The sequence below is a fragment of the Chryseobacterium sp. StRB126 genome, assembly GCF_000829375.1.
Classification (GTDB): domain Bacteria; phylum Bacteroidota; class Bacteroidia; order Flavobacteriales; family Weeksellaceae; genus Chryseobacterium.
Map to the genome: position 1 here is coordinate 4,878,020 of NZ_AP014624.1, position 24,743 is coordinate 4,902,762.

The following is a 24,743-nucleotide window of genomic DNA, read 5'->3' on the forward strand; positions in this document are numbered from 1 at the left end:
AGAATTCAGACCTCAGTAGCGTGATCTATTTTCTACTCAACCCTAACTATCTTTAATTTGTAGGGATCGCATAAATAATATTCTCCCCAAAAACTCCACTGCTTAATAGTATAATCTCCATGAATAATGCAATGGTTAGTTTTTTCATATTCTTAAAAATTAATTAAACATGATAAAAGCCTTAACAGGTTGTCAAGGCTTACTTTTATAAAAAACAAATCTGTTAATTGGCTATTTTATAACCATAAATAGAAGTGGCGGTTACCTGATATTGAGGCCCGGCATTATTTAATCTGGCAGCTGAAGCCATACTTACAGTCTCATTCTTATTCAAATAAACAACCGCAGAAACAATACCAGAAGCAAAAACCCCTGGATTAGTATGAAAATTCTGTACAAGCTGATTGTTGGGTGTAGTCAAAAAGTTCTTTACAAGATATAACACACACCAAGCAAAGCTTGGCTGTCCGGAAATCTCCGAATTATCAAACTGGGCAGAACCATAAATCATATAAAAGCCATCAGTGGGTGCTTTAAATCTTCCCGACTGCAAATCGAATGCATTTCCTGTATTGATAGCCATACCCTGGTTATATTTAATCTCTTCATTTTGCCATGCTGCTCCTGTGGTGGCGGGACAAGTCTGTTTGAATGCATTTTGCTGTGCAGAAGAAAAAAGATAGGTTTGACTAACAGAGGGCATACTGTTAGAACTCGAAAATAATACAAGCTCCCATGTTGTTCCCGTAACAGTGCCTTTATTGACCAGAAATGCATAATATCCGGTAGGAATCGTAATATTAGGGACTCCTATTCCGCTTTGCGTATCAATGAGCTCTGCTCCATTCGCTGCAATAATAAGATTTCCAGCACCAGTATTTTTAAAATGGTAGGTTCTTCCTGCAAAACTACCTGCTCCCCCTATGGATGCCGGCAAAGTTAAAGTTCCATTACTTAATGAATTATATGCGGTATAGTAGTCATCTTCTGCTACAGTTCCACTTAAAGACACTGTTTTATACTTTGCGGCAAAGGAACCATTCACCGTTAGACTGCTGGTTGGATTAGGAGTATTTACCCCTACTTGGGCATTCACCGTCAAACCACTTAGGCCGGCTAGAAAAGCAATGAAAAATAAATTTGTTCTCATAATCAAAAATGTATTTAGAATCTAAAGGAATTGTAAACATCACTAAAATCGTCCAATCATTTATCTGATGGGATTTTTATGAGACGAACTTACTCCGAAAAATAAAGATTCTGCCTACAGACTCTGTACACATTTTTCCACAAAACTGTACGAGTTTTATGACATGATAAGTACTATATATTAGTGAATTTCGTTGTAAATCTTCAACAACTCAACCAGGTTTGTGATTTTTAATTTCTGATAGACTCTTCTTTTGTAAGTTCCTACAGTAGATTCCTCAATATTAAGCACATTGGCTATTTCAAGATTCCCATTTCCTTTTGCAAGAAGATCAAAAACCTGCAGCTCTCTTTCAGATAAAATCTCCAAAGGACTTTTCTTCTGCATTCGTACTACCATTTCGCTGAGCACTTCAGGAGTGTAATAATACCCGTCTTTAAAAATACCTTCTATCGTTTTTACAAATGTTCCCGAATCGCTAAGTTTATTTAAAAAGCCATTTGCTCCTTCCTTGATATATTGCATAGCAACACTTTCTTTATAAGAGGTAAAAATTAAAATCAGAGTATCTTCACTGATGCTTTTAATTTCCTTCACCATTGATTTGAAAGTACTTCCCGGAAGCTCAATATCCAATATCACAAGGTCAAATTTTATAGTTTCCACTTTCTGCTTTACCTCATCGTATGTTTCTGCAAAATCGATTTCAAATTCATTAAAATTCTTTTCCAGAATCAGGGCGGTTCCGATTCTTACCACATGATGGTCATCTGCAATTAATATTCTCTTTGTCATAGTGCAATATGGATTTTAATAATTGTTCCTTTCGGTGTATTTTCATAGAAGGTCATTTCACCATTGATCTTCATCATCAACTGGATAACCATGTGCAAGCCTAGTCCATAATTTTTGAAGATAAGATGTTCATTTCCCTTTTTCCTGAAAAGCTCCGAATAATAAGTTCTCTGTTCGGCAGACATTCCACTTCCCGTATCTGTGATACTGATTTCTATATGCTGCTCCGAAGATGTTGAAGTAATGATAATTTCTCCGTCTGAAGTATTTTTCACTGCATTATCTATAACATTATGAAAAACGGCAAGAAGAATATTTTTATTGATTTTTACTGTAAGATGATGATCACAGAAATTATAGATGTAAGTATTTTTCTGAGCAGCAATTTCTTCAAACAATAACTTTTTAGTTTCAATCAGATCATAAATTTGATATTCAGCTACCGTGGTGTTTTCCTGTTTGTAAAGTTCTGTATACTCTTTTAAACTTAATGTAAATTTATAGAGCTGTTCCGAAGTTTTATAAATACTGTCAAAATACTTTTTCTGAGTTCTAGTATCTTCAGATTGGGTAAGTTCCTGCGAAAGAAGAGCTATAAATTTAACTGGAGTTGTAATATCGTGGCTGATGCTTTCTATCAGTTTCTTTTGATAATCAAACTCATTTTTAAGTTTATCATTGGTTTCCTGAAGTTCTTTATCCCGGTGAACCAATGTATTTTTCAACACCTTATTTTTCAGTCTTAAAAAATTGGTTCTGATTTGTATTCCAATCATAAGAATTAAAATAATCAATCCAACCATCAGAATTTTAAAGGATAAGGTCTGATAAAAATAAGCTTCAACTTCTATAGGAAAGCTTTTATAAACAAATTTCCCTGTTTCTGAAGATAAAAACCTTACAAGTAATTGATATTTTCCCGGTTCTATATTGGATAATCTGAATGTTCTATCATTTTTAATATTGATCCATTGGCTATTCTCCTCTCCTATCAGCTTTGCCTGCAAATAAATATTTTCAAGGTTAGCGTAATAAGGAATATCAAGATAAATTTCTGCATTTTTATAGCCACATTCCAAAAGAAGGTGATCTTTCAAACGGATCATTTTACCATCTACTTTTGCTTTTTCTAAGTACAGATCACGGGCTGCTGGAAAATACGTTTTCACATTCTGAGGGGTAAAAAACACAAAACCTTCCATAGAAGGAAATACAAATTGTCCATTCCCAAGAATATTGGCATCCGGATCAGCACTTCCATTGAATTCATTATTCGAAAAGCCAGACTCTTTGGTATACCTATAATAAGTAACAGGCTCTTGAGGAGTTTTTAAAGATTCCAGAAGTTTAATTTTATTAATTTTAAATAATCCGTTATTAGATGAAATCCACAAATTTGAATTCTTGTCTTCTAATATATGATGGGCATTGGCCAGAAAATCATTTTTATCCGCAGGAATCTTAATCACTCTGTGATCTTTTAATAAATATATTCCTTGGTTATAAGTAGTTATCCAAATATTTCCGTCTCTGGTTTTTATAACCTGCTTTACCGGAATATTCTGCCCGATTCGCTCTATGATTTTATTTTTAGAAAGGGAAAAAATACCTATACCATTACTGCCACCTAGATAAAGAAGATCTTCATTATATCTGAGAATAGTATCTATATTATCTTCACAAGGAATAATTCTCTTCGTTTTCTTAAAGTTATCGCAGTCCAATATATAGAGATAAAACCTAGTTCTATCCGAAACGGATATCATATACATACCTCCATTTTTATACAAACCATCAATTTCTTTCCTATCAAAAGAGATAGAATCATATTTTGTAAATCCTGTATTTTTATACCTTATATGAATGGAGTTGTTCTCCCTGTACACAAGATTTTCCGAATCATCCTGAAAAATATAACGCTTATCATAGGATTGAGGAGCTTTATATAACCTTTCTGACTTATTATTATAATATCTGATACCTTCCTGCGTTAAAACTGAATTTCCTCCATAAGGAAGAGCCGCATAACAAACCTCATCCTGATAAGGCAGATTCTTTTTGGAAACTGAAAAATCAGACAGACTTAAAATTTTAAGCCCATTAATGGAACTTCCAATATATAATTTACGAAAAGTATCATCATAAAACATGGCTCCAGATATTTCTTTATCTATATTTTTGTATTCCAATAGATAAGAAAGACTCAGTCTTCCTTCCGAAAATTGGCTCCTGTATATTTTACCATGATTAATCATGAAAACCTGTCCTGTAATTTGTTGCCAATAAATTCTTGTTTCAGGATCTGTATACACAGACGGAGCATCAGTATAAGAATATTTACCCTGATACAATTGAAGGAGTTTTTTATTCCCAGAATCACTAATAAAAACATTTTCTCCGTGAATGAACAGACGTTTTAATCTGTTTCTCGGAAAATCAAAATTAAATTTAGTCCGTTTCTTACTTTTCCGGTCAATATAAATAATACTGTTATTTTCAAAATAATACGTTCCTGTCCTCAACTGAACAAAATAAGAATCTATAAAAGAAACATATCTGGCAGTGACATTATTTTTAACAAGTCTTTTATATATTCTATTGTCATTGGGAACATCCGGATAAGATTCTTTTTTATAAGGAATAACCTTTGGTTCTCTTTGGGAAATCAGGAGAATATTTTTTTCAGAATTATTGAAAACAACAATACTGTCGTTTTTTATATTTCCGTAATAATCACCGAAGCTCAGATTATTAAGTTTAAAATCTTTGTACAGAACAAAGTTACTGCCGTCATAGCGTAGAATTTGCCCTTCCATAGACAGCCAGATGAAACCATACTTATCTTTTACAATATCTTTGATGCTGTTTTGCGGCAACCCATTATCCATGGTATACCATTGCGTAGTATAGCTTTGCCCGTTGCTACATAGAAAAAACAACAATACAATAAAGGACAAAAGCTTCATTCCGATTAGGCTACATTATTTTCATGACAAATATATCATAGAAAATTAAAATTATTGTAAATATTTATCCACAAACATGTGAAATTTTTTCTACATAATTATTTATGAATATTTTATCTGTTATAATATATTTGAAATACTTAAAACCTGTTCCCTCATCATTCTCTTTGTCGTCAGGTTCATTACTAGAAACACAATTTTACTGCTAAAAAATAATGACCTTTCTCAATCATATCGAGAAGGTCATTATAGTATATTAATACAATGTAAAACTGAAAATACTAAAGGAACTCTTTCGGAATCGAAATATTATTCTTTTTCATATACTCCAAAAGGCCCTGGTATTTATCTTCATACTCATCATCAGTTCCACATTTATGAGAGATATTGCAAATATCCGAAGGTTTGATTTCTAAAATATCTGAGATTTTAGTCAGGATTTCCAGGTTGATCTTCACCTTGGAATTTTCAATATCTGAATATGCTTTTTGGGAAATACCCATTTCAAAGGCCATGTATTCCTGCGTAAGATCTCTGCTCCTACGGATTTTCCTGATATTTTGTCCACATATATTCATCATTTCTGTTTTAGTAGTTTTCGGTATATTTTAGAAGTTTAGCTATTAGCCTCCAACAAAGTTAATAAATACCTTTGGCAAAACATTATACACGTTACATGATATTTACTTTTAACATAGAAAACGGCAAAAAATAACCCCTTTTTCAGGGTAAATATCACTTCGGTAAACACTATTGGAATTTATGGAGACGCAAAAATTTAATTATGACAATAATATTGTCAGGGCATTCCTCTATGCAACAGTTGCATTCGGACTCGTCGGATTTCTGCTTGGGCTTACTGCCGCATTGATGCTTTTTTATCCTGAGTTACCTGAATTTTTATTCGGAACAGATGATACAACGATTAAAAGTTTAGCTTCGGGCAATATTCAGGGATTAATTAACACTCAGGGAGCAATGGGATTCGGAAGAATCAGAATGCTTCACACAAGTGCCGTTATTTTTGCTTTCGTTTGTAACTCCTTTTTCTGCGGTGCTTACTATAGTATGCAGAGATTACTGAAAACAAGAATGTATAGTGATACCCTTTCATGGATTCACTTCTGGTCATGGCAGTTTATGATTGTTACTGTAGTGATTACATTCTTAATGGGCATCAATACTTCTAAAGAATATGCTGAACATGAGTGGCCTATTGATATATTAATTGCGTTCTCATGGATTGTATTCGGGATCAATATGTTTGGAACTATTGCTAAAAGAAGGGTAAGACATTTATATGTAGCCATCTGGTTTTATCTGGCCACTTGGATTGCTGTAGCCATGCTTCATATCTTCAATAACCTGGAAGTTCCTTTATCTTTCACAAGCTGGAAATCTTATTCTGTATATGCAGGTGTAAAAGATGCATTAGTACAATGGTGGTATGGTCACAATGCAGTTGCATTCGTATTAACTACCCCTGTATTGGGTCTTATGTATTACTTTATGCCAAAAGCAGCTCAGCGACCGGTATTCTCATACAAATTATCCATTATTCACTTCTGGTCGCTGATCTTTGTATACCTTTGGGCTGGTCCTCACCACCTTCAATATACAGCCCTACCAGCATGGGCACAGGCTGTAGGAACCGGCTTCTCTATCATGCTGATTGCTCCATCATGGGGAGGAATGCTAAATGGTCTTCTTACCTTAAGAGGAGCATGGGATAAAGTAAGAGAAAATCCTATCCTTAAATTCTTCGTGGTAGCCGTTACCTGTTATGGGATGGCCACTTTCGAAGGACCTTTATTGGCAACAAAATCTTTAAATAAAATTGGTCACTATACTGACTGGGTTATTGGGCACGTACACTTAGGAGCTCTTGGATGGAATGGTTTTATGGCATTTGGAGTGGTATATTACCTTGTTCCGATCATGTGGAGAACTAAACTTTGGTCTGTAAAATTGGCTAACTGGCATTTCTGGTTAGGAACATTAGGAATCATTTTCTACGCAGTACCAATGTATATTTCAGGGTTTACCCAAGGATTAATGTGGAAACAATTCAACCCGGATGGAACATTATTATGGAAAAACTGGTTAGACACTGTTACAGCGATTATTCCTTACTTTAAAATGAGATTCTTAGGAGGTATTCTATATCTTTCAGGAGCGATTTTAATGGTTATCAACGTAATCAAAACCATTAAAGTGGGTTCATTCCAGAAAAATGTTCCTGCGGAAGCACCTGCATTAGCCAATATCGGAGGAACAAGAAAAGAAGGCGAAGGCGTACACCTTTGGTTAGAAAGAACACCTACCCTACTTTCTATCTTGGCTTTCATTACCATAGCTATAGGTGGACTTGTAGAAATTGTTCCAACCTTATCACTGAAGCAAAGTGTTCCTACAATCACAGCAGTAAAACCATACACCCCACTGGAGTTGGAAGGAAGAGACTTATATATCCGTGAAGGATGTAACTCCTGCCACTCTCAGATGATCCGCCCTTTCCGTGATGAAGTAGTAAGGTTTGAAGGAAAGAACGGCCAGTACTCAAAAGCTGGGGAATTCATCTACGACAGACCATTCCTTTGGGGCTCTAAAAGAACAGGCCCGGATCTTCACAGAGAAGGAGGCAGAAACCCGGATTCATGGCACTTTAAGCACATGTACAACCCAAGAATCACCTCTGCAGGTTCTATTATGCCACGTTTTCCCTGGTTAATCACCAATAAACTGGACCGTACTCAAATGGTGGATAAAATGAAGTTAATGAAAAATACATTTGATGTCCCTTACACTAAAGCTCAGATTGATTCTGCTAACCAATGGGCAGATAACCAATCAAAAGCTATTGTACAAAGAATTTACTCCGAAGCTAATGATGTAAAAGATCAGATGGCAAAAGAAAAAACAGCAAAAGGAGCCTCTTATGTACCGCTTGAACAAAGAGAAATCGTAGCAATGATCGCCTATCTGCAAAGATTAGGAACCGACATTAAGACGACACAGATCCAAACCGCAAGTGCAGAGTAATCATTAAAAATTGATATAATGAAAACGAGAACCCCAATTTCAATATATATTGCAACAACGATAGGCTTAACAATCATGGCCTTTGAAATGTTCGCTAGTGATTCAGGATATTTTTCCTCCCCGTTTTTCTGGGCACTGATATTGATTGCGATTATCCTGCTGATGATTATGAACTCCATTGGAGACATGATTGAAAACGAAAGTTTCAGCAGACTTTCTGAGGAAGAGAAAAAACAGTATCTGGAAGAAAAAAGCGTTCCTTATTATCAGAAGCTTTGGAACTCTGCTTTCAAAAAACAATCTGCTACTGAAGAAAAAGATATCTTGATTGACCACGGTTTCGATGGAATTACAGAGCTTGACAATTCTCTTCCAAAATGGTGGATAGGCCTGTTCTGGTTCGGATGTATTTTCTGCGCCGTTTATCTGGTAGCCTTCTCTTTCACCGATTATGCCCACCCGGAAGCAGAATACACAAAAGAATCTAAAATAATGCTGGCCTCTATTGAAGAGTATGAAAAAAATGCTCCACAGATCAATCTGGAGTCCGCAAAATATAGTGCAGATAATATCGCAGAAGGTCAGGAGTTGTTTAAAACCAACTGTGTAACCTGTCACGGAGACGGAGGAAAAGGAGGCATTGGTCCTAACCTTACCGATACACACTGGATCAACATCAAAGAAAAAAGTTTATTCAAAAATGTTTTCTGGATGCTTGAAAACGGGTCTCCAAATAATCCTACGATGAGACCTTTCATCAAGGAAGGAACCATTACCGGAAGAGATGCAGAAAAAATTGCAGCCTATATTTATCACATTAATCAGGAAACCGCTCCTATTACACAAGCTCAAGGTGGTGCCGCACCACAGGGAGAAGACGTGAAATGGGAAAACGGAAACAACTAGAAAATTTATTATCTTAATTCATATAAACCATGCCAAGCCCCCTTTGCAACTACACTAACATTTGAATTTTCATTTTTGCTAACTAACCTTTTCAACATTAAAAAAATGATATAAAGGGGGCTTTTTAAAAAATAAAATCCGCACCTTGGTTCGTCTTACTCAACTATTCACTTGACAACTACACAACTAAAAATTCCATAATAAGACAGCCAAGGCAGGATTTTTGCATTTGCAAAGGATACTACAACAAAGACCAAATAAAATAGTATTATTATCTTTGTTAGAAACCTTCCTACTTTTGAAACTGAAAATCAACACTACAAAACTTTTAAGGCGTATTGCAATAACCTTTATTTCAATATTGGTAATTCTTACCCTGTTGATATTAAGCTTAAGACTTCCTGCTGTTCAAAACTTCATCAAAGACAGACTAATTGTCTATCTGGAACAAAAAATTAAAACCAAGGTAAGTCTGGAAAGAGTCTACATCGGATTCCCTAACAGTCTTGTAATGGAAAATCTTTACTTCAAAGGACAGGATGTTGACACTCTTTTAGCAGTAAAAAAATTGGATGTAGGCTTACATATGCTAAAGCTTATGAACTCTACAGCAGATATTACCTCTGTAGATTTGGAAGGTGCCAGAGCCAATGTAGTCAGAAAACCGGATGGTAAATTCAATTTCGATTATATTATTGATGCCTTTGCCACTACTGATAAGGAAGAAAGTACTTCCAAACCTTTCATTATTTCCCTTGATAAAATTAATTTAAAAGATGTTGGTGTTACTTTTAATGACCAACAGTCTAAGAATGATATTCATCTTTATTTTAAATCTTTCGATACCAGAGTAAAAAAATTCGATCTCAATAAAAATACCTATGCTGTTAATGATATTAATCTTGATGGATTAAAATTAAAGCTTAAACAAGGCATTGTAGAAGAAGTATCCAAAAAGGTTGAGAAGAAAGTAGATTCTCTGAATAAAAAAAAGCCTATGAGTATTGGCTTAAGAGGAATCAAGCTTACTCATTTTGATATTGACTATGGTGATGAAAATACCAAGACCTATGCTAAAGTTTTATTCAAAGAACTAAGCACAAAGGTCAATAAACTCGATCTTGAGAATAATGCCTTTAATGTTGGTAATGTATTCCTTTCCGGAGCAGACATTAATGCTAATCTTTATCTTCCGGCTCAAAATGCCAATCCGAAAAATAAAAAAGAACCTGAACCATCCAAAGTTTCCGATCAGGATAAAGCAATGAATCTTCTTTTAGGAAAATTGGTTTTAAATGATGTAAAAGTAGCCTATAACAATACCGCCATTGCACCTACTAAACAAGGTATAGACTTCAATCATCTGAATTTTTCAAAAATGAATGTGGAGGTAAGAAGTTTTAAAATGGAGAACAATACTTTTGCAGGAACGGTTAATTCAGCAGAAATTCATGAAGCAAGAGGTCTGGATATCCAGAAATTCAATACGGATTTTGTGTATGCAGAAAAAGAAGCGTATCTGAAAGACCTTTATCTGCAAACTCCAAAGACTTTATTACGCGATGAGGTTATTTTAAATTACAACTCCATCGATCAGCTGACTTCCAATTTGGGAGCAGTAAAAATTTCCGCCAATATCAAAGATTCTAAAATCGGATTTTCCGATATTTTAAATCTGGTTCCTACTTTAAAAAATACGGTTCCATTCAATAAATATCCGAACGCGATCCTGAATGTTAATGCCAATGTAAAAGGAAGCGTAAACGATCTTTTAATCCAGAATCTTAAAGTTTCAGGACTGGATCAGCTAAGGGTGAATGCATCCGGAAGGGTTAAAAATGCAATGAATCCCGATCAGTTGTATTATGATCTGAAAATCGGAGAATTTTCTTCCAATGCTAAAACAATTTTCAATTTAGTACCTAAGAATACCATTCCTTCCAATATTTCCCTTCCGTCAAATTTCAGCATTAAAGGAAATGCAAAAGGAACAACCAAAATGGTCAACACAGACCTCAACCTCTACTCTACCCTTGGAAATGCAGCGATTGTTGCCAATGTGGATATGCGTAGAAAAAATCATGAATTATATGATTTGAAAGCTAATCTTCAAGGCATACAGGCTGGAAAAATTATTCAGAATAAAGATATCGGTTCCATCACTGCTCAGATTTCTGCTAAAGGAGAAAGTTTTGATTTCAAAAATGCCAATGCCAACGTAAAAGGGCATGTTGCTTCTGCAACTTACAAAGGCTACCGATACCAGAATATGAACTTAACGGGTAAGATCAACAAAGGGGTTTATGATGTTATTTTAAATTCAAAAGATCCGAATGCTGACTTGCTGTTAACCGCTTCAGGAATCTATGACGAAAAAAATCCAACCGTTAAAATAAATGGAGAAGTCATCAAACTGGATGTCAACAAACTTGGCTTCTACGAAAAACCGATGATTCTTGCCGGAAAAATAGATGGCGACTTTACCAACCTTGATCCGAATAATCTGAATGGCTATTTAAATCTTAAAGACTTTGCCTTTTCAGACACTAAAGAAGTGTATCCGGTACAGGAAGTTCACTTGAAAGCCTCTTCCACAACAGATTCTACACAAATTATTTTCAACTCTCAGATTGCAGATATTGAACTGAAGGGTAAATATAAACTGACACAGATCTTTGGAGCTTTAACGCAGACTATTAATCAGTATTATCAGTTCCAGAAACCGGACAAATCTCAAAAAATTGGTCCGGGACAGCATTTTACCTTTACAGCAAAAATTAAAAATGATGATCTGATCAGAAAATTCGTTCCGGATCTGAAAAGTTTTGAAACCATTAACCTGGCAGGAAACTATGATGCCGATTCTCAAAAAATTGAAATTGACGGTCAGATCCCACAATTACTCTATGGTGAAAATACCATTGAAAAAGGAACTTTAAAAGTGACCAATGAAAATCAGGCTTTACAGTATAACCTGAATGTTGCTGCCTTAAAAAGCTCAAGCTTTTCATTAAAAAAAATCAATATTGATGGTGATGTTGCGGATAATACGATCAACTATAATATCACCACAAAAGACGATAAGGATGTTACTCAGTTCCTGATTGCAGGAAATGCAAAATCGTTGAATGACATTACAGAAGTTTCTCTGAATCCCAATGGTTTAAAACTCAATTATGCTGATTGGAGTGTTGCTGAAAACAATAAAATTCAGATCAGCAGCAAAGGAGTTTTAGCAGATAATTTCAGATTAAATAATGGCGGAAGCGAAATTTCCATTCAGTCTCAAAGTGAAAGCCCAAGTAGCCCATTGAACATTGCCCTGAAAGATTTTAAAATTGAGACTATTACAGAACTTATCAAAAAAGACACGGTGCTGGCGAGAGGAACCATCAACGGAACAGCTCAGCTTAGAGATGTGATGAAAGATATGACTTTCACCTCAGATTTAAATGTTTCCAATCTTATTGTGTATGGTAGCCCTGTCGGAAACCTGGCCGTAAAAGTGAACAATTCTTCACCCAAACTTTTAAATGCTGATATCGCCCTTTCCGGAAACAATAATGATGTAAGAATTCTTGGAGATTATAATACCTCTTCAAGTTCTTTCGACCTGAATATGGACATTAATCAGCTTCAGATGAAGAGTATTCAAGGGTTCTCTATGAATGCCATTACGAATACGGAAGGTTATCTTTCCGGAAATCTGAAAATCACAGGAACAACGGACCAACCGAATATTCTTGGAAAAGTAAAATTCAATGATGCAGGCCTGGAAATTGCAAAAACAGGAAGTGATTTCAGAAAACTGAATGATGAAATTGATTTTACCAGCAGAGGTATTGAATTCAATAAGTTTAAGATCAAAGATAAAGATGGAAATGCTTTGGTTGTAGACGGGCAGGTTCTTACCCAAACCTACAGAGATTTCGCGTTCAATCTTAATGTCAACGCCAAAGACTTCAAAGTAGTTAACTCACAGAAATCAAACGATGCTATGATGTATGGAGTTCTGGCTATTGATGCCGGTCTTCACATCCGCGGAAATCTTGATCTTCCAAAAGTAGATGGAAAACTAAGTGTTGCGGACAATACAGATTTCACTTTCGTCCTTCCTCAATCTAATCCTTCATTACAGGAGAGAGACGGGATTGTAGAATTTGTGGATCAGAATCAGGTAGTGCTTAATAAAACGATTAAAACAGATTCTCTTAACGCCCAAAGCCGCATCAAAGGAATGGATGTAAGCGTTAATATTGAAGTAAACAAAGAAGCAAAGCTGTCAATCGTTATTGACAAGGCGAATGGTGATTTCGTACAGCTACAGGGAGAAGCAGAATTAACCGGCGGAATTGACCCTTCTGGAAAAACAACATTGGTGGGAGTTTATGAAGTGAATAAAGGAAGTTATGATCTTTCAGTAAGCTTCCTGAAACGTAAGTTTGATATTCAGAAAGGAAGTACCATCACCTGGACAGGAGAACCTACCATGGCAATTATGGATATTACAGCAGTGTATAAAACAGAAGCGCCACCTATTGATCTTGTGGAACAACAGATTGGTAATGAAAGTGCTTCCATAATGAATCAGTATAAGCAGAGAATACCTTTCAATACACTGTTAAAAATGAAAGGTGAGCTATTGAAGCCACAACTAACATTTGATATTACAACTGATGAAAAGAACAATGCTGTATCATCCAATGTGAAAGATGTTATCGATCAGAAACTGGCTCAGCTGAGAACTCAGGAATCTGAATTGAATAAGCAGGTATTTGCTTTACTCCTTCTGAACCGTTTCATTGGAGAAAATCCATTTGAAAGTGGTGCCGGAATGTCTGCTGAAACGATGGCAAGACAGAGTGTGAGTAAGATTCTTTCTCAACAATTGAATAATCTGGCATCCGGACTTATCAAAGGTGTAGATCTAAATTTTGGATTGGATTCTTCGGAAGATTATTCCACAGGACAGAAAAATACAAGAACCGACCTTAATGTAGATATCAGTAAAAAATTATTGAATGACAGGCTGAAAGTAACGGTAGGAAGTAATTTCGGATTGGAAGGACAAGCCCGTCAGAATGAAAACATGACCAATATTGCAGGAAATGTTTCTGTAGATTACAGTCTTTCCAAAGATGGAAGATATATGTTGCGGGCTTATCGTAAGGATGAATATCAGGTGGCTCTTCAGGGACAGATTATAGAAACCGGAATTGGATTTATCATCACTCTGGATTATGACAAATTCCGTGAAATTTTCCAGAAATCCAAAGAGAAGAAGCCTAAAAAGAATCAAAACAATCAAGTGGTAGAATTTAAATAATGAGTAATACATTCCCAACATACTGTAAATATCTGTTGATTTCCGGATTAGCTTCGGCAGTAGTTTCCTGTAGCAATACCAGGTTTTTGAAAGAAAATCAGATGCTGTATACAGGTGCTGAAGTGAAAATTGAAAGTGACACAATTTCCAAAAAAGAAAAAAAAGACCTTCAGGCTGCTTTGGAAGCCAATCTTACTCCAAAACCGAATTCTACATTTTTAGGCATGCGTCCCAAGCTTTATTTCTACAATATTGCAAAAGAGCCTAAAAAAGATAAGGGGTTCAATTATTGGCTTAAATATAAAATGGGTGAAAAACCTGTATTATTAGGAGATGTAGACCGTGAATTCAATAAAGATATCATTGAAAATTATTCTGAAAACAAGGGATATTTTAATGCCAGAGCTACCTATGACACCGTTTCAAAAAATAAAAAGGCAAAAGTAATTTATACTTTAAAGCCCGGTGCCAGATATTTGATTGATGGGATAAAGTTTCAGAAAGATTCTACTCTTGTTAATCAGGAAATTCAGAATGTAGCAGGGAAGACGCTTCTTAAAAATGGAAAACCTTTTGATCTGGATGTTATTAAAGCAGAAAGAGAAAGAATTGATAACAATTTAAAGGAAAGAGGGTTTTATTATTTCCATCCGGATAATATTATTGTACAGGCAGACAGTACAGTCAACAAAAATCATAAAGTGGAGCTCAATGTAAAGTTAAAAGACAATACTCCACCTTTAGCCACTCAACAGTTCAGTATTGATAAAGTGGTGGTATTCCCGAATTATAATATTCAGGATGTAAAAGCAGGAAAATATAGTGTTCCGATGAACAGTGATTCTTTGAGTAAATATGCATTTGATGATATTTACGTTATTGATCCGCAGCATAAATTCAAACCGAAAATTTTCGATAGGGCTTTGTACTTTAAAAAGGGAGATCTTTACAACCGTTCCAATCATAACCTTACTTTAAACCGATTAATCAGTTTAGGGGTATTCAAATTTGTAAAAAATGAATTTGTAACCTCGGATTCTTTGAGTCATAAGTTTGATGCTTATTACCTATTAACCCCAAGACAAATTCAGTCTTTACGTCTTGAAGCATTAGGAAGAACTAACTCAGCCAGCTATGCAGGCAGTGAGCTTAACCTGAACTGGACCCATAGAAATTTCTTCCGGGGAGCAGAACAATTTAAAGCATCTATCTACGGAGCTTTTGATTTCCAGATGGGCGGTGCTCAGGATGCCAATAATATTTTCCGTGCCGGAACCAATGTTCAGCTTTCTATTCCGAGAATTGTAGCTCCGTTCCGTTTTCATTCTTCAAGCGAGTTTGTTCCAAGAACAAATATTACATTGGGATATGAATTCCAAAACAGAACAAAATTTTATACGCTTAATAATTTCACGGCCTCATTTGGATATCTGTGGAAAGAAAATGCCAGAAAAGAACATGACCTGAAAGTCATTGATATCACGTTAGTTTCTCCGGAAAAGGTTACCGCAGAATATGAAGCCAACGCAGCCAAAAATCCGGCAATGAAGCGAATTGTTGAAAAGCAGCTTATCTTTGGTCCCACTTATTCATACACCTACACCAATACTATGCTTCCGAAGAAGAATACCTTTTATTATAAAGGTACCCTGGATCTGGCAGGAAATATCTCAGGTTTAGTGAGTGGAGCTAATGTAAAAGAGGATAAAGAAAAAAAGATCTTCGGCATCCCTTTCAGTCAATATGCTAAAATTGAAAATGATTTCAGATTTTACCATAAGTTCACGGAAAAATCATCTTTGGCTACAAGACTTATTGCCGGAATTGCCTATCCCTATGGAAACTCAGAATTCGTTCCTTTCTCCAAACAGTTTTTTTCAGGAGGAAGTAACAGCATCAGAGCTTTCCGTGCGAGAACACTAGGTCCGGGGAGTTTTGATCCAAGAACGATAGATGTAGGAACTTATTTTGATCAGTCCGGAGATATTAAACTGGAACTGAATGCCGAATACCGCGCTAACCTTTATAAATTTTTAAATGCAGCGATCTTTGTAGATGCCGGAAATATCTGGCTGCTTCATGACGACGAAAACAGGCCGGGCGCTAAATTTTCAAAAGACTTTTTAAATGAAATTGCGGTGGGAGCCGGGGTAGGTCTGAGGCTGGATTTTTCTATCTTGGTGCTAAGACTGGATCTTGCTATGCCACTGAGAGTTCCTTACTATCAGAAGGGAGACAGATGGACCTTCGATAAAATCAATTTCGGAGACTCAAGCTGGAGAAAAAATAATCTTGTTTTAAATATTGCCATCGGATATCCATTTTAATATGATCAAAACTGCTAAATTTTTCTGGGAGGTTTTAAAAGATACGTTTACGGAATGGAACAACTCTTCTGCATCAAAAGATTCAGCAAGTCTTGCCTATTACGCTATCTTTTCCATCCCGGGATTATTAATTATTATCATCTGGGTATTGGGTAATTTCTTTGGAGAAGAAGCTATCCGCGGACAGATAAGTACCCAAATCATTGGAATTATGGGTCCCGATGTAGCCAAAAGTATCGAAGGAATGCTTGCAGGAGCCTTAATTGATAAACAGAATGTTTTTATGAAAGCAGTAGGGGTGGGAGCATTGGTTTTTGGTTCCACTACTCTATTCTTTCAACTTCAGCTTTCATTAAATGCACTTTGGGATGTAGAATCTGCACCCAAAAAAGCTTTACTTAAGTTTTTACTGGATAGAGCCAATTCACTTGGAATGATTTTGATTCTTGGATTCCTGCTCATGATTACCATGGTTCTATCTTCATTAATCAGTCTTTTTAATAAAATCATCACGCAATATTTTGGATTTGAAACCTACCTTCTTGTTGAGATTGTTAATTTTTCAATTGGTTTTGGACTCGTTATGCTCTTATTTGCTCTGATGTTTAAAGTTCTTCCTGATGTACAGATCAGCTGGAAATCTGTTTGGCGGGGAGCTTTTTTAACAACAATCTTATTTACATTAGGAAAATTTCTGCTGAGTCTTTATTTTAATCAGGTTAAACCTACTTCAGCATTTGGAGCTGCAGGAACTGTAATTTTAATTATGATGTGGATTAATTATTCCTGTATGCTTATATTTTTTGGAGCCAAATTCACTAAAGTGTATACATACAAAAGAGGGTATACAGTCGCCTTGTCCAAACATGCCCGATGGAGTGCAGCCAAGCTCTATGCAGATAGTTTGAAGCAGATGCATGAGGAGAAGAGTGAATGATTGTGGTACCAGGATCTGAGTTATATGATTCAAGGTTTCGGATCATTAAAAAAATCAGGAACTTCCAGATCATTCAAGGATATCAATACAAAAAAGCCTCCTGAAATCAGGAGGCTCATTTTTTTTACATTCTGTTTACAGTTCCTATTCCCAGCAACTCTAACGATTTTTTGATCGTTTTTGCTGCAAGGTCTGATAGATTCAGACGGAATTGTTTGATATTTTCATCATCCTGATTCAGGATCGGATTATTCTGATAGAATGAATTATACGATTTTACGAGGTCATATACATAGTTCGCCACTAAAGCTGGACTTAACGTTTCAGCAGATTTTGCTACTACTGTTTTAAAGTTAGCCAACTGCATAATCAGTTCCTTTTCAAACTGATTCAAAGTTACATCAGCAGTTTCAGCATATGCAAATGCTGCTTTTGATAACAATGACTGGATACGAGCGTAAGTATATTGAATAAATGGCCCTGTATTTCCGTTAAAATCGATACTTTCAGCAGGATTGAAAAGCATTTTTTTCTTAGGATCAACTTTCAGCATGAAATATTTTAAAGCTCCTAAACCTACTGTTTCATAAGAAACTTCTTTATCTTCTTCAGAAAGGCTTTCAAGTTTTCCTAGTTCCTGAGCTTTAGATTTTGCTGTTTCATACATTTCCTGCATTAAATCATCAGCATCTACAACAGTTCCTTCACGGGATTTCATTTTTCCTTCCGGTAATTCAACCATTCCATAAGAAAGGTGGAATAACTGATCTGCCCATTCATATCCTAATTTTTTAAGGATTTTGAATAGAACCTGGAAGTGATAATCCTGTTCATTACCTACAGTGTAGATAAGCTTCTGAATATTGTTATCCTTAAAACGTTCTACTGCTGTTCCTAAATCCTGAGTCATATAAACTGAAGTACCATCAGAACGTAGTAATAGTTTTTGGTCAAGTCCTTCATCTGTTAGATCACACCAAACAGAACCATCTTCTTTTTGATATAAAACTCTTTTATCCAAACCTTCCTGGATAAGATCTTTTCCTAAAATATAGGTATTGCTTTCGTACTGAATCTGATCAAAATCAACGCCTAATCTCTTATAGGTCTCATTGAACCCTTTGTATACCCAAGAATTCATTTCTGCCCAAAGATTTCTTACTGTTTCATCTCCATTTTCCCAATCAAGAAGCATTTTCTGAGCTTCTTTTATGATGGGAGCATCTTTTTTAGCCAGCTCTTCTGTGATTCCCTCCCCTACTAATTCAGCAATCTCTTTTTTATAATTTTTGTCAAATTCTACATAGTAGTTTCCAACAAATTTATCTCCTTTGGTATTTGTTGTTTCAGGAGTTTCTCCGTTTCCGAATTTCTCCCATGCTAACATCGATTTACAGATGTGGATCCCTCTATCATTGATAATCTGAGTTTTGATCACATCATAACCCGCCTCTTTCAAGATCTGAGCCACGGAAAAACCTAATAGGTTATTTCTGATATGACCCAAGTGCAGAGGTTTGTTGGTATTGGGTGAAGAATATTCAACCATTACCGTTGCATTTTTTTTATCTATTGTTGAAAAACCATTGTGAACAGATCTGAAGTTATCCACAAACAGTTGATTCTTAACCTTAACATTAAGAAATCCTTTAACCACATTAAAGCTTTCGAAAATATCCGTTTGCTCTGTTAAAGCTTCTCCTAATTCTACTCCGATACTTTCAGGATTTTTCTTCAATTGTTTTACCAACGGAAAAGTAACGATTGTAAAATCACCTTCAAATTCCGTTTTATTTTCCTGAACTTCCAGGTTGATGTCTTTTAATTGATACACATTTAAAATAACCTCTGAAAGTTTTTGTTCTATAATATCTTTAATATTCATCTCAAAATTTAAAGTACAAATTTAGTGAAATAAAAAAGACAAGTCTACAATGCAAAGGCAGACATTCAATTATTTAGAATATTTTTGAATAATTATTTTGAAAATCAAAGCTTTGTCTATATTTTTCATATATTTATTATACTAAATAAACAAAACTTTATTATGAAAAATCTAAAGAAAATCTCAAAAGCCAGCCTTAAAAAAATTACTGCCGGAAATGCACCTTGCTGCGAACCATGGGGAAGATGCCCTGATGGCTACAAACAATGCCAGGAATGGGGAGCTTACGTTCCAAAATAATTGACTGTGGCGTATAAAATAAGAAACCACCCAAAGGCAGTTTCTATCTTAGAAGATTTTTTATTCTTTTCTAAAAACTAATAATTCCTTGTCATTTCCAGATACACTTAATATTATATCCAGATATTCTAAGTTTAGTTATCTAGAATATAAGTAATTCTCTTAATTATATTAAGGACATTCTCCCGCTGGATAACACCTTTTTGTTTTAGGATCCCAACATCCCCCCGGACCCACACACCATTCTGGCGCAGCCCCTCCCTGAATTGTTTTCAACTCTTGTGTTGACATTTTTTTCAAATTTTTCATATTTTTTATTTTTTTATTGTGAACTTAAATATAATAATAATTCATGAAATAGAGATAAAAAAAATCATTTTAATAAATATCTGATATCTTCATTAACAAAAAAACTGCCCGAAGGCAGTTTATATTTATTAAATAGAAAATTTTAATTAAAATTTATCCCAGAATACTTTGGCTCCTTGTACATCTCCATTTACAGATCCCCATTGCTTTACACATGCATTTGCTCTATTAGTTCCGTTTACACTTCCTTCATTAATTGGATAATAAAGTCTTGTAGGTACATCTCTTGTTTCTGGTTTTACAAATACCCTGAAATCCAACCTTCTTGAGAATTCCCATGCTTCGAATCCTCTATTATGAGTCGCGATCCAAGCTTCATTTCCAATTTTTTGTTTCCATGTTCCTGGTAATGTTGTATAATTATGAGCCGCAACATAGGCATCACGGGCTGCTGCACTAACTCCCCAGAAATCCATTGAAGCTTTAATACCATTTGTAAAATAAGTTGCCGCTGTTCCTCCAACGTTAAATCCTCTTTCAGCAGCTTCTGCTAACATAAAATTAACTTCTGCAGCATCAAAAAGATAAGCATAACTATCTGCTTTTAAAAGCTCAGGATTCACATGTGAAAAACTTCCATATACATTTTCAGAACCATATACTCCGCCTTCATATTGTCCTGAAGGAGCTGTTGTAAAATAACTTGGACGTCTTGGATCTGATTCAGCATTCATTGCACCTAAATAGACATCAGATGGTATAAAATCATTTCGACCACTAGATACCATTTCTATAAACATAGGATTAACAAATTGCCCTGACGAAGCAAATTTTAATCCGATATTATCAGCATTTGTAAGAACTACACCACTAGATACAGCACTTTCAACAGTTGATTTTGCCAAAGCATTATCCACGTCAGCTAAATTTAAACCTAATCTAAGTTTTGTACTATTTATAAATGCTTTAATTTTATTTTTATCTCCACCAAAAATGGCATCACTTGAACCAAAACCTGAAGAAGTTGAAGTTGCTAATAAAGCAAGAGCAGCATCAGCTCTTTTGATTAGATCAGCATAGATTGTCTTCGCATCATCATAAGCAGGGTTTGGATATTGATCAACTTTAATAGACTGAGAGTATGGAACATCTCCATAAGTATCTACCAATACACTATAGATATATATTTCCAAAGCTTCGATGGTTGCAATTTTACTTGCTTTAAGAGAAGCATCGCTAGTTGCATTAGTTGCTACTCTCACCTGTTCTAATTTTAGTAATTGTGCATACAAGATATTCCAATTATTATCAGGTACACTTCTCTTTGGAAGATTATAAACCGATTCATCAGTATATTGAGTTTCAGACCATTGTTGAGTAAAAAATCTAAAGATATTTAGATTTACACTTGGGCTGGTCATCTGAGTTAATAGTCCAACTTCCGCTGATGCAAACATAAACTCAGGATTTACATTTGCCGGGTTCTTAGTATCCTCATTTAGTGAGGTAATGTCCCTTTCGCATGATATTAAAGCCATGCTGGTTATAAAAAGGCTTAATATTATTTTTTTCATTTTGACTTCAATTAAAAATTAATAGTAAAATTAGCTCCAAAGGTTCTGGTTGTAGGCATTGCTCCAATAGAATAACCTCTAGATAAATTAGCACCCTGTACTCCAGTGGCCGAACCTCCTGTATACCCTGCTTCAGGATCTGCATAAGGTAAATTCTTATGAATAATCCATAAATTTCTTCCAAATACTCCAAACTTCATACTCTTGATGAAAGTATTGGCATATAAGCTTTTTGGTACATCAAAATAGATCGCAGCTTCTCTTAATTTAATGAAGGTTGCATCATAAACGAATTCTTTTGCTGCATATTGTCCTGTACGTAATAATGATCCAGATATTGTTTTAATCGGAACATTATTTTGAACATACTGTCCATTTTGCATTACTACACCTGGCAATATTGCTCCTGGTTCTCTGATAGCCAACGTTTCAGGATATAATCCAGTATCAGTTCCATACAACATATCTCCTGAGAAAACACTTCCTCCCTGTTGACCATCAATAAGGAAGGTAAATGTAAATGCTTTATAAGTAATGTTGTTTCTTACGCTCCAAGTATATTGTGGCATAATATTACCGATCACATTAGTTTTGGACGTTGTGATCATATATTTTCCAGTATTAGGATCAATTACTCTTTGTCCGTCAGGAGAATATATATAATCAGTCCCCCAAATTTGTCCATAGGCTTCACCTGCAGGTGCATTAAAGGTTACATCATTAACAGCTCTCCCTAACTGTAAGTTTTTCATTCCTTCATTAAGACTTACAACCTTGTTCTGATTGATCGCCCAGTTCCAGTTCATATCCCATCTGAAGTTTTCGCTCTTCAATGGAACTAAATTTAATTGAACTTCTATCCCTTTATTCTCAAGTTCACCGGCGTTAAACAATTTTCTTGTATAACCAGATGCTCCTGATATTGGTACTACTAGAATTTGGTCTTTCGAATTTGTTTTATACAAACTCACATCAAACCCAATTCTATTGTTAAGGAATCTTGCCTCCATACCTACTTCTATCTCCGTAGATCTTTCAGGCTTTAAATTAAAATTGTTTTTAGTACTATTGGGATCTACAATTGGAATACCATTATATAACCCTCTAATATTATAAGTATCAATTAATCTGAAGTTATCAGTTGTTTTACCAACCTGTGCCCAGTTTCCTCTCACTTTTAAGAAAGAAAGCCAATCCTGACTTATAAGGTTAGATAAAACTACGGATCCTGAAATCGATGGATAAAAATATACATTATTACCACTTGGTAAATTTGAAGATTTATCTACACTACCTGTACCTTCTAAGAAATAAGTATCTTTATATCCTAAGGAGATCTGACCATAAGCTCTTGGTAATGTAGCAGTAGCAGAATATTCCTGAGTAGGAACAACTTGTCCTGCAGAATTTCTGATAGCATATAAACCAGGAACGATTAATCCAGCTCCAGACAAATCTGGCTGAGTGGATGCGTCCGTAGTTTCAATGGAGTTTCTTCTCAAGGAAGTACCTAATAAAGCTCCTAAGCTAATTTCGTTATCAAATTTCTTATTATAGTTAGCAAATAAATCAAAATTGATTTCATTTGTATATAAATTACCTAGATAATAACCTGAAGAAGCATTTGGTTGTGGATTTAACGTTGTAGGAACCCCGGAAACAATTCCAAAAGATTCAGGATGGCTGCCTACAGCTTTTCTAACTTCAGTTTTTTGGTTAGAGAAGTCGGATGACAATCGTCCTGTAATACTTACAGCATTAGATACTTTATAGTTCAACATCGCATATCCGAAGAAACGTGTTCTGTAGTCACTCTGATAGTTTTGATAACGATCAAAATAAGGGTTATTCCAATATGCTGGTGCCTGGAAGTTATCTGGGTCATCATATCCATAAGGATTCCATGTTATGTTTTGCCCACCAGTTCCAAAATAAGCATCTTTAAGTTGATAGATATCAACATTAGTTTGCCACCACTGTCTAAATCCTGTAAGAATATTATCATTATAACCTGTAGTATTTCTACCTATAGTATTCTGCATAGTTAAAGACGAATAAACAGTAGCTGTAAGTTTATCCGTTACTTTATAATCAAATTTTGCAGAAAGCGTATTTTTCTTTTGTTCAGAATTTGGCAGAACTCCGGTAGTTAAGAAATTATTATAATTCAACAAAATACTTCCATTTTCCCCCCCTTTTTCAATGGTAACTGAATTTGAAGTAGTTTGTGCACTCTCAAAGAAATCAACTGGAGTATGTTTCGCTGCCACCCAGGGAGTCGCTTTATGATACCCTGCCAATTGTGGATACAATGAATACCATTGATAAACCATCAAATTCGGATCAAAAGCAGCACCAACAGAAGCATCATTACTTGTTCCTACTACCAGATCAAGAACTCCATCTCCGTCAACATCTCTTTTCAGAAAAGTAGAAGCAGGTCCATATCCAGCTCCATACTTATTTTGATATTTCGCAAAAGTTGATCTATCAATTTCTCCATACTGGTACTCAGTAGAAAGAGTAACACCCCAATCATCATTTTTTCGGGATTTCCCTTTTTTAGTAGTAATTACCACAACCCCTGCAGAAGCTCTTTCTCCATAAAGTGCAGAAGCGGCTGCTCCTTTTAGAACGTTAACGCTTTCTATATCATTCTGGTTTAAGTCAGAAATTGAGTTACCCCCATCAAAAATTGTATAAGAAGAGGAAATGGTATTATTATTATTACTGATTGGCACCCCATCTACTACGAAAAGAGCCTGGTTATTTCCTCCGATGGACTTCATACCACGTATCACAACACTTGATGCTCCTCCAAAGTTTGAGCTGGTCACAACCTGAACCCCAGCAGCTTTACCTGCCATCTGGCTGGAAATGTTTCCTGTATTAGCTCCTTCTCTTAAAACATCTCCCTTAATTTCTTGAGATGCATATCCGAGTGCCTTTTTCTCTCTTTTAATACCAAGAGCGGTTACGACTACGCCCTCGATTTCTTTTGTCTTAATAGTGTCCTTCTTTTGCTGAGCATTTGCAACGGCAATAGAAGAAGACAATACTAAAACAAGAAGACCTGTTGTTAGTTTCTTCATATCAAATTAATTTTGTACCCTACAAATTTGTAAAACTTTCCTAACAACACAAAGAATTTTTTAAAAAAAATATCGATTATTCAATAATTACAAATTAATACGTACAATAAACTATTAAATTAAGTTAAAAACAC

14 protein-coding genes are annotated in these 24,743 nt (G+C 35.3%); 6 read left to right on the forward strand and 8 right to left on the reverse strand.

The window, feature by feature from the left end; all coding sequences use genetic code 11:
- Positions 1–223 precede the first annotated feature (223 nt).
- The 4 genes from CHSO_RS25215 to CHSO_RS22065 all read right to left on the reverse strand — a co-directional run bounded on the left by CHSO_RS25215 (position 224) and on the right by CHSO_RS22065 (position 5,492).
- A complete protein-coding gene (locus tag CHSO_RS25215) occupies positions 224–1,150 on the reverse strand; it encodes a hypothetical protein (protein ID WP_052480688.1) in 927 nt (308 codons plus the stop codon).
- 180 nt (positions 1,151–1,330) lie between these two features.
- Positions 1,331–1,945 (reverse strand): response regulator transcription factor, encoded by a 615-nt coding sequence (locus CHSO_RS22055; protein ID WP_045500909.1) that lies wholly within the window; start codon positions 1,943–1,945, stop codon positions 1,331–1,333.
- Entirely contained in the window at positions 1,942–4,911 is a 2,970-nt protein-coding gene (locus tag CHSO_RS22060; RefSeq protein WP_045500911.1) for a sensor histidine kinase, read from the reverse strand. Before CHSO_RS22060 ends, CHSO_RS22055 begins: the two co-directional genes overlap by 4 nt.
- A gap of 281 nt (positions 4,912–5,192) precedes the next feature.
- Positions 5,193–5,492, reverse strand: coding sequence for a helix-turn-helix domain-containing protein (locus tag CHSO_RS22065; RefSeq protein ID WP_232509112.1), 300 nt, complete (start codon positions 5,490–5,492; stop codon positions 5,193–5,195).
- A gap of 181 nt (positions 5,493–5,673) precedes the next feature.
- On the opposite strand from CHSO_RS22065, the gene ccoN reads away from it, so the two are divergent.
- From ccoN to CHSO_RS22090, 5 genes are all read left to right on the forward strand, one after another.
- Positions 5,674–7,953, forward strand: coding sequence for a cytochrome-c oxidase, cbb3-type subunit I (gene ccoN / locus CHSO_RS22070; RefSeq protein ID WP_045503174.1), 2,280 nt, complete (start codon positions 5,674–5,676; stop codon positions 7,951–7,953).
- A gap of 18 nt (positions 7,954–7,971) precedes the next feature.
- A complete protein-coding gene (locus CHSO_RS22075) occupies positions 7,972–8,859 on the forward strand; it encodes a cbb3-type cytochrome c oxidase N-terminal domain-containing protein (protein ID WP_045500913.1) in 888 nt (295 codons plus the stop codon).
- A 298-nt stretch (positions 8,860–9,157) separates the two neighbouring features.
- A complete protein-coding gene (locus tag CHSO_RS22080) occupies positions 9,158–14,185 on the forward strand; it encodes a translocation/assembly module TamB (RefSeq protein WP_084221047.1) in 5,028 nt (1,675 codons plus the stop codon).
- Positions 14,185–16,512, forward strand: coding sequence for a BamA/TamA family outer membrane protein (locus CHSO_RS22085; RefSeq protein WP_045500915.1), 2,328 nt, complete (start codon positions 14,185–14,187; stop codon positions 16,510–16,512). Before CHSO_RS22080 ends, CHSO_RS22085 begins: the two co-directional genes overlap by 1 nt.
- Before the next feature lies 1 nt (position 16,513).
- On the forward strand, positions 16,514–17,449 hold the full coding sequence (locus CHSO_RS22090; RefSeq protein ID WP_045500917.1) for a YihY/virulence factor BrkB family protein: 936 nt from the start codon (positions 16,514–16,516) through the stop codon (positions 17,447–17,449).
- 124 nt (positions 17,450–17,573) lie between these two features.
- Here CHSO_RS22090 and argS read toward each other — a convergent pair whose 3' ends face one another.
- Entirely contained in the window at positions 17,574–19,334 is a 1,761-nt protein-coding gene (gene argS, locus CHSO_RS22095) for an arginine--tRNA ligase (protein ID WP_045500923.1), read from the reverse strand.
- Positions 19,335–19,496: 162 nt separating this feature from the next.
- On the opposite strand from argS, the gene CHSO_RS26065 reads away from it, so the two are divergent.
- Entirely contained in the window at positions 19,497–19,634 is a 138-nt protein-coding gene (locus CHSO_RS26065; RefSeq protein ID WP_171817678.1) for a bacteriocin-like protein, read from the forward strand.
- Between the two features lie 171 nt (positions 19,635–19,805).
- Here CHSO_RS26065 and CHSO_RS26700 read toward each other — a convergent pair whose 3' ends face one another.
- From CHSO_RS26700 to CHSO_RS22105, 3 genes are all read right to left on the reverse strand, one after another.
- Positions 19,806–19,943: a bacteriocin-like protein gene (locus CHSO_RS26700; protein WP_144429008.1), complete on the reverse strand. Its 138-nt coding sequence runs from the start codon at positions 19,941–19,943 to the stop codon at positions 19,806–19,808.
- A gap of 146 nt (positions 19,944–20,089) precedes the next feature.
- On the reverse strand, positions 20,090–21,517 hold the full coding sequence (locus CHSO_RS22100; protein WP_045500925.1) for a SusD/RagB family nutrient-binding outer membrane lipoprotein: 1,428 nt from the start codon (positions 21,515–21,517) through the stop codon (positions 20,090–20,092).
- An 11-nt stretch (positions 21,518–21,528) separates the two neighbouring features.
- Positions 21,529–24,609 carry a SusC/RagA family TonB-linked outer membrane protein gene (locus CHSO_RS22105; protein WP_045500927.1) on the reverse strand — a complete coding sequence of 1,027 codons (3,081 nt, stop codon included), beginning with the start codon at positions 24,607–24,609 and terminating at the stop codon, positions 21,529–21,531.
- Positions 24,610–24,743 lie beyond the last annotated feature (134 nt).

Bases quoted from the DNA above. Each gene is read 5' to 3' on its own strand.
- CHSO_RS25215 (WP_052480688.1), bottom strand. From the start codon at position 1,150: ATGAGAACAAATTTATTTTTCATTGCTTTTCTAGCCGGCCTAAGTGGT.
- CHSO_RS22055 (WP_045500909.1), bottom strand. From the start codon at position 1,945: ATGACAAAGAGAATATTAATTGCAGATGACCATCATGTGGTAAGAATC.
- CHSO_RS22060 (WP_045500911.1), bottom strand. From the start codon at position 4,911: ATGAAGCTTTTGTCCTTTATTGTATTGTTGTTTTTTCTATGTAGCAAC.
- CHSO_RS22065 (WP_232509112.1), bottom strand. From the start codon at position 5,492: ATGATGAATATATGTGGACAAAATATCAGGAAAATCCGTAGGAGCAGA.
- ccoN (WP_045503174.1), top strand. From the start codon at position 5,674: ATGGAGACGCAAAAATTTAATTATGACAATAATATTGTCAGGGCATTC.
- CHSO_RS22075 (WP_045500913.1), top strand. From the start codon at position 7,972: ATGAAAACGAGAACCCCAATTTCAATATATATTGCAACAACGATAGGC.
- CHSO_RS22085 (WP_045500915.1), top strand. From the start codon at position 14,185: ATGAGTAATACATTCCCAACATACTGTAAATATCTGTTGATTTCCGGA.
- CHSO_RS22090 (WP_045500917.1), top strand. From the start codon at position 16,514: ATGATCAAAACTGCTAAATTTTTCTGGGAGGTTTTAAAAGATACGTTT.
- argS (WP_045500923.1), bottom strand. From the start codon at position 19,334: ATGAATATTAAAGATATTATAGAACAAAAACTTTCAGAGGTTATTTTA.
- CHSO_RS26065 (WP_171817678.1), top strand. From the start codon at position 19,497: ATGAAAAATCTAAAGAAAATCTCAAAAGCCAGCCTTAAAAAAATTACT.
- CHSO_RS26700 (WP_144429008.1), bottom strand. From the start codon at position 19,943: ATGAAAAATTTGAAAAAAATGTCAACACAAGAGTTGAAAACAATTCAG.
- CHSO_RS22100 (WP_045500925.1), bottom strand. From the start codon at position 21,517: ATGAAAAAAATAATATTAAGCCTTTTTATAACCAGCATGGCTTTAATA.
- CHSO_RS22105 (WP_045500927.1), bottom strand. From the start codon at position 24,609: ATGAAGAAACTAACAACAGGTCTTCTTGTTTTAGTATTGTCTTCTTCT.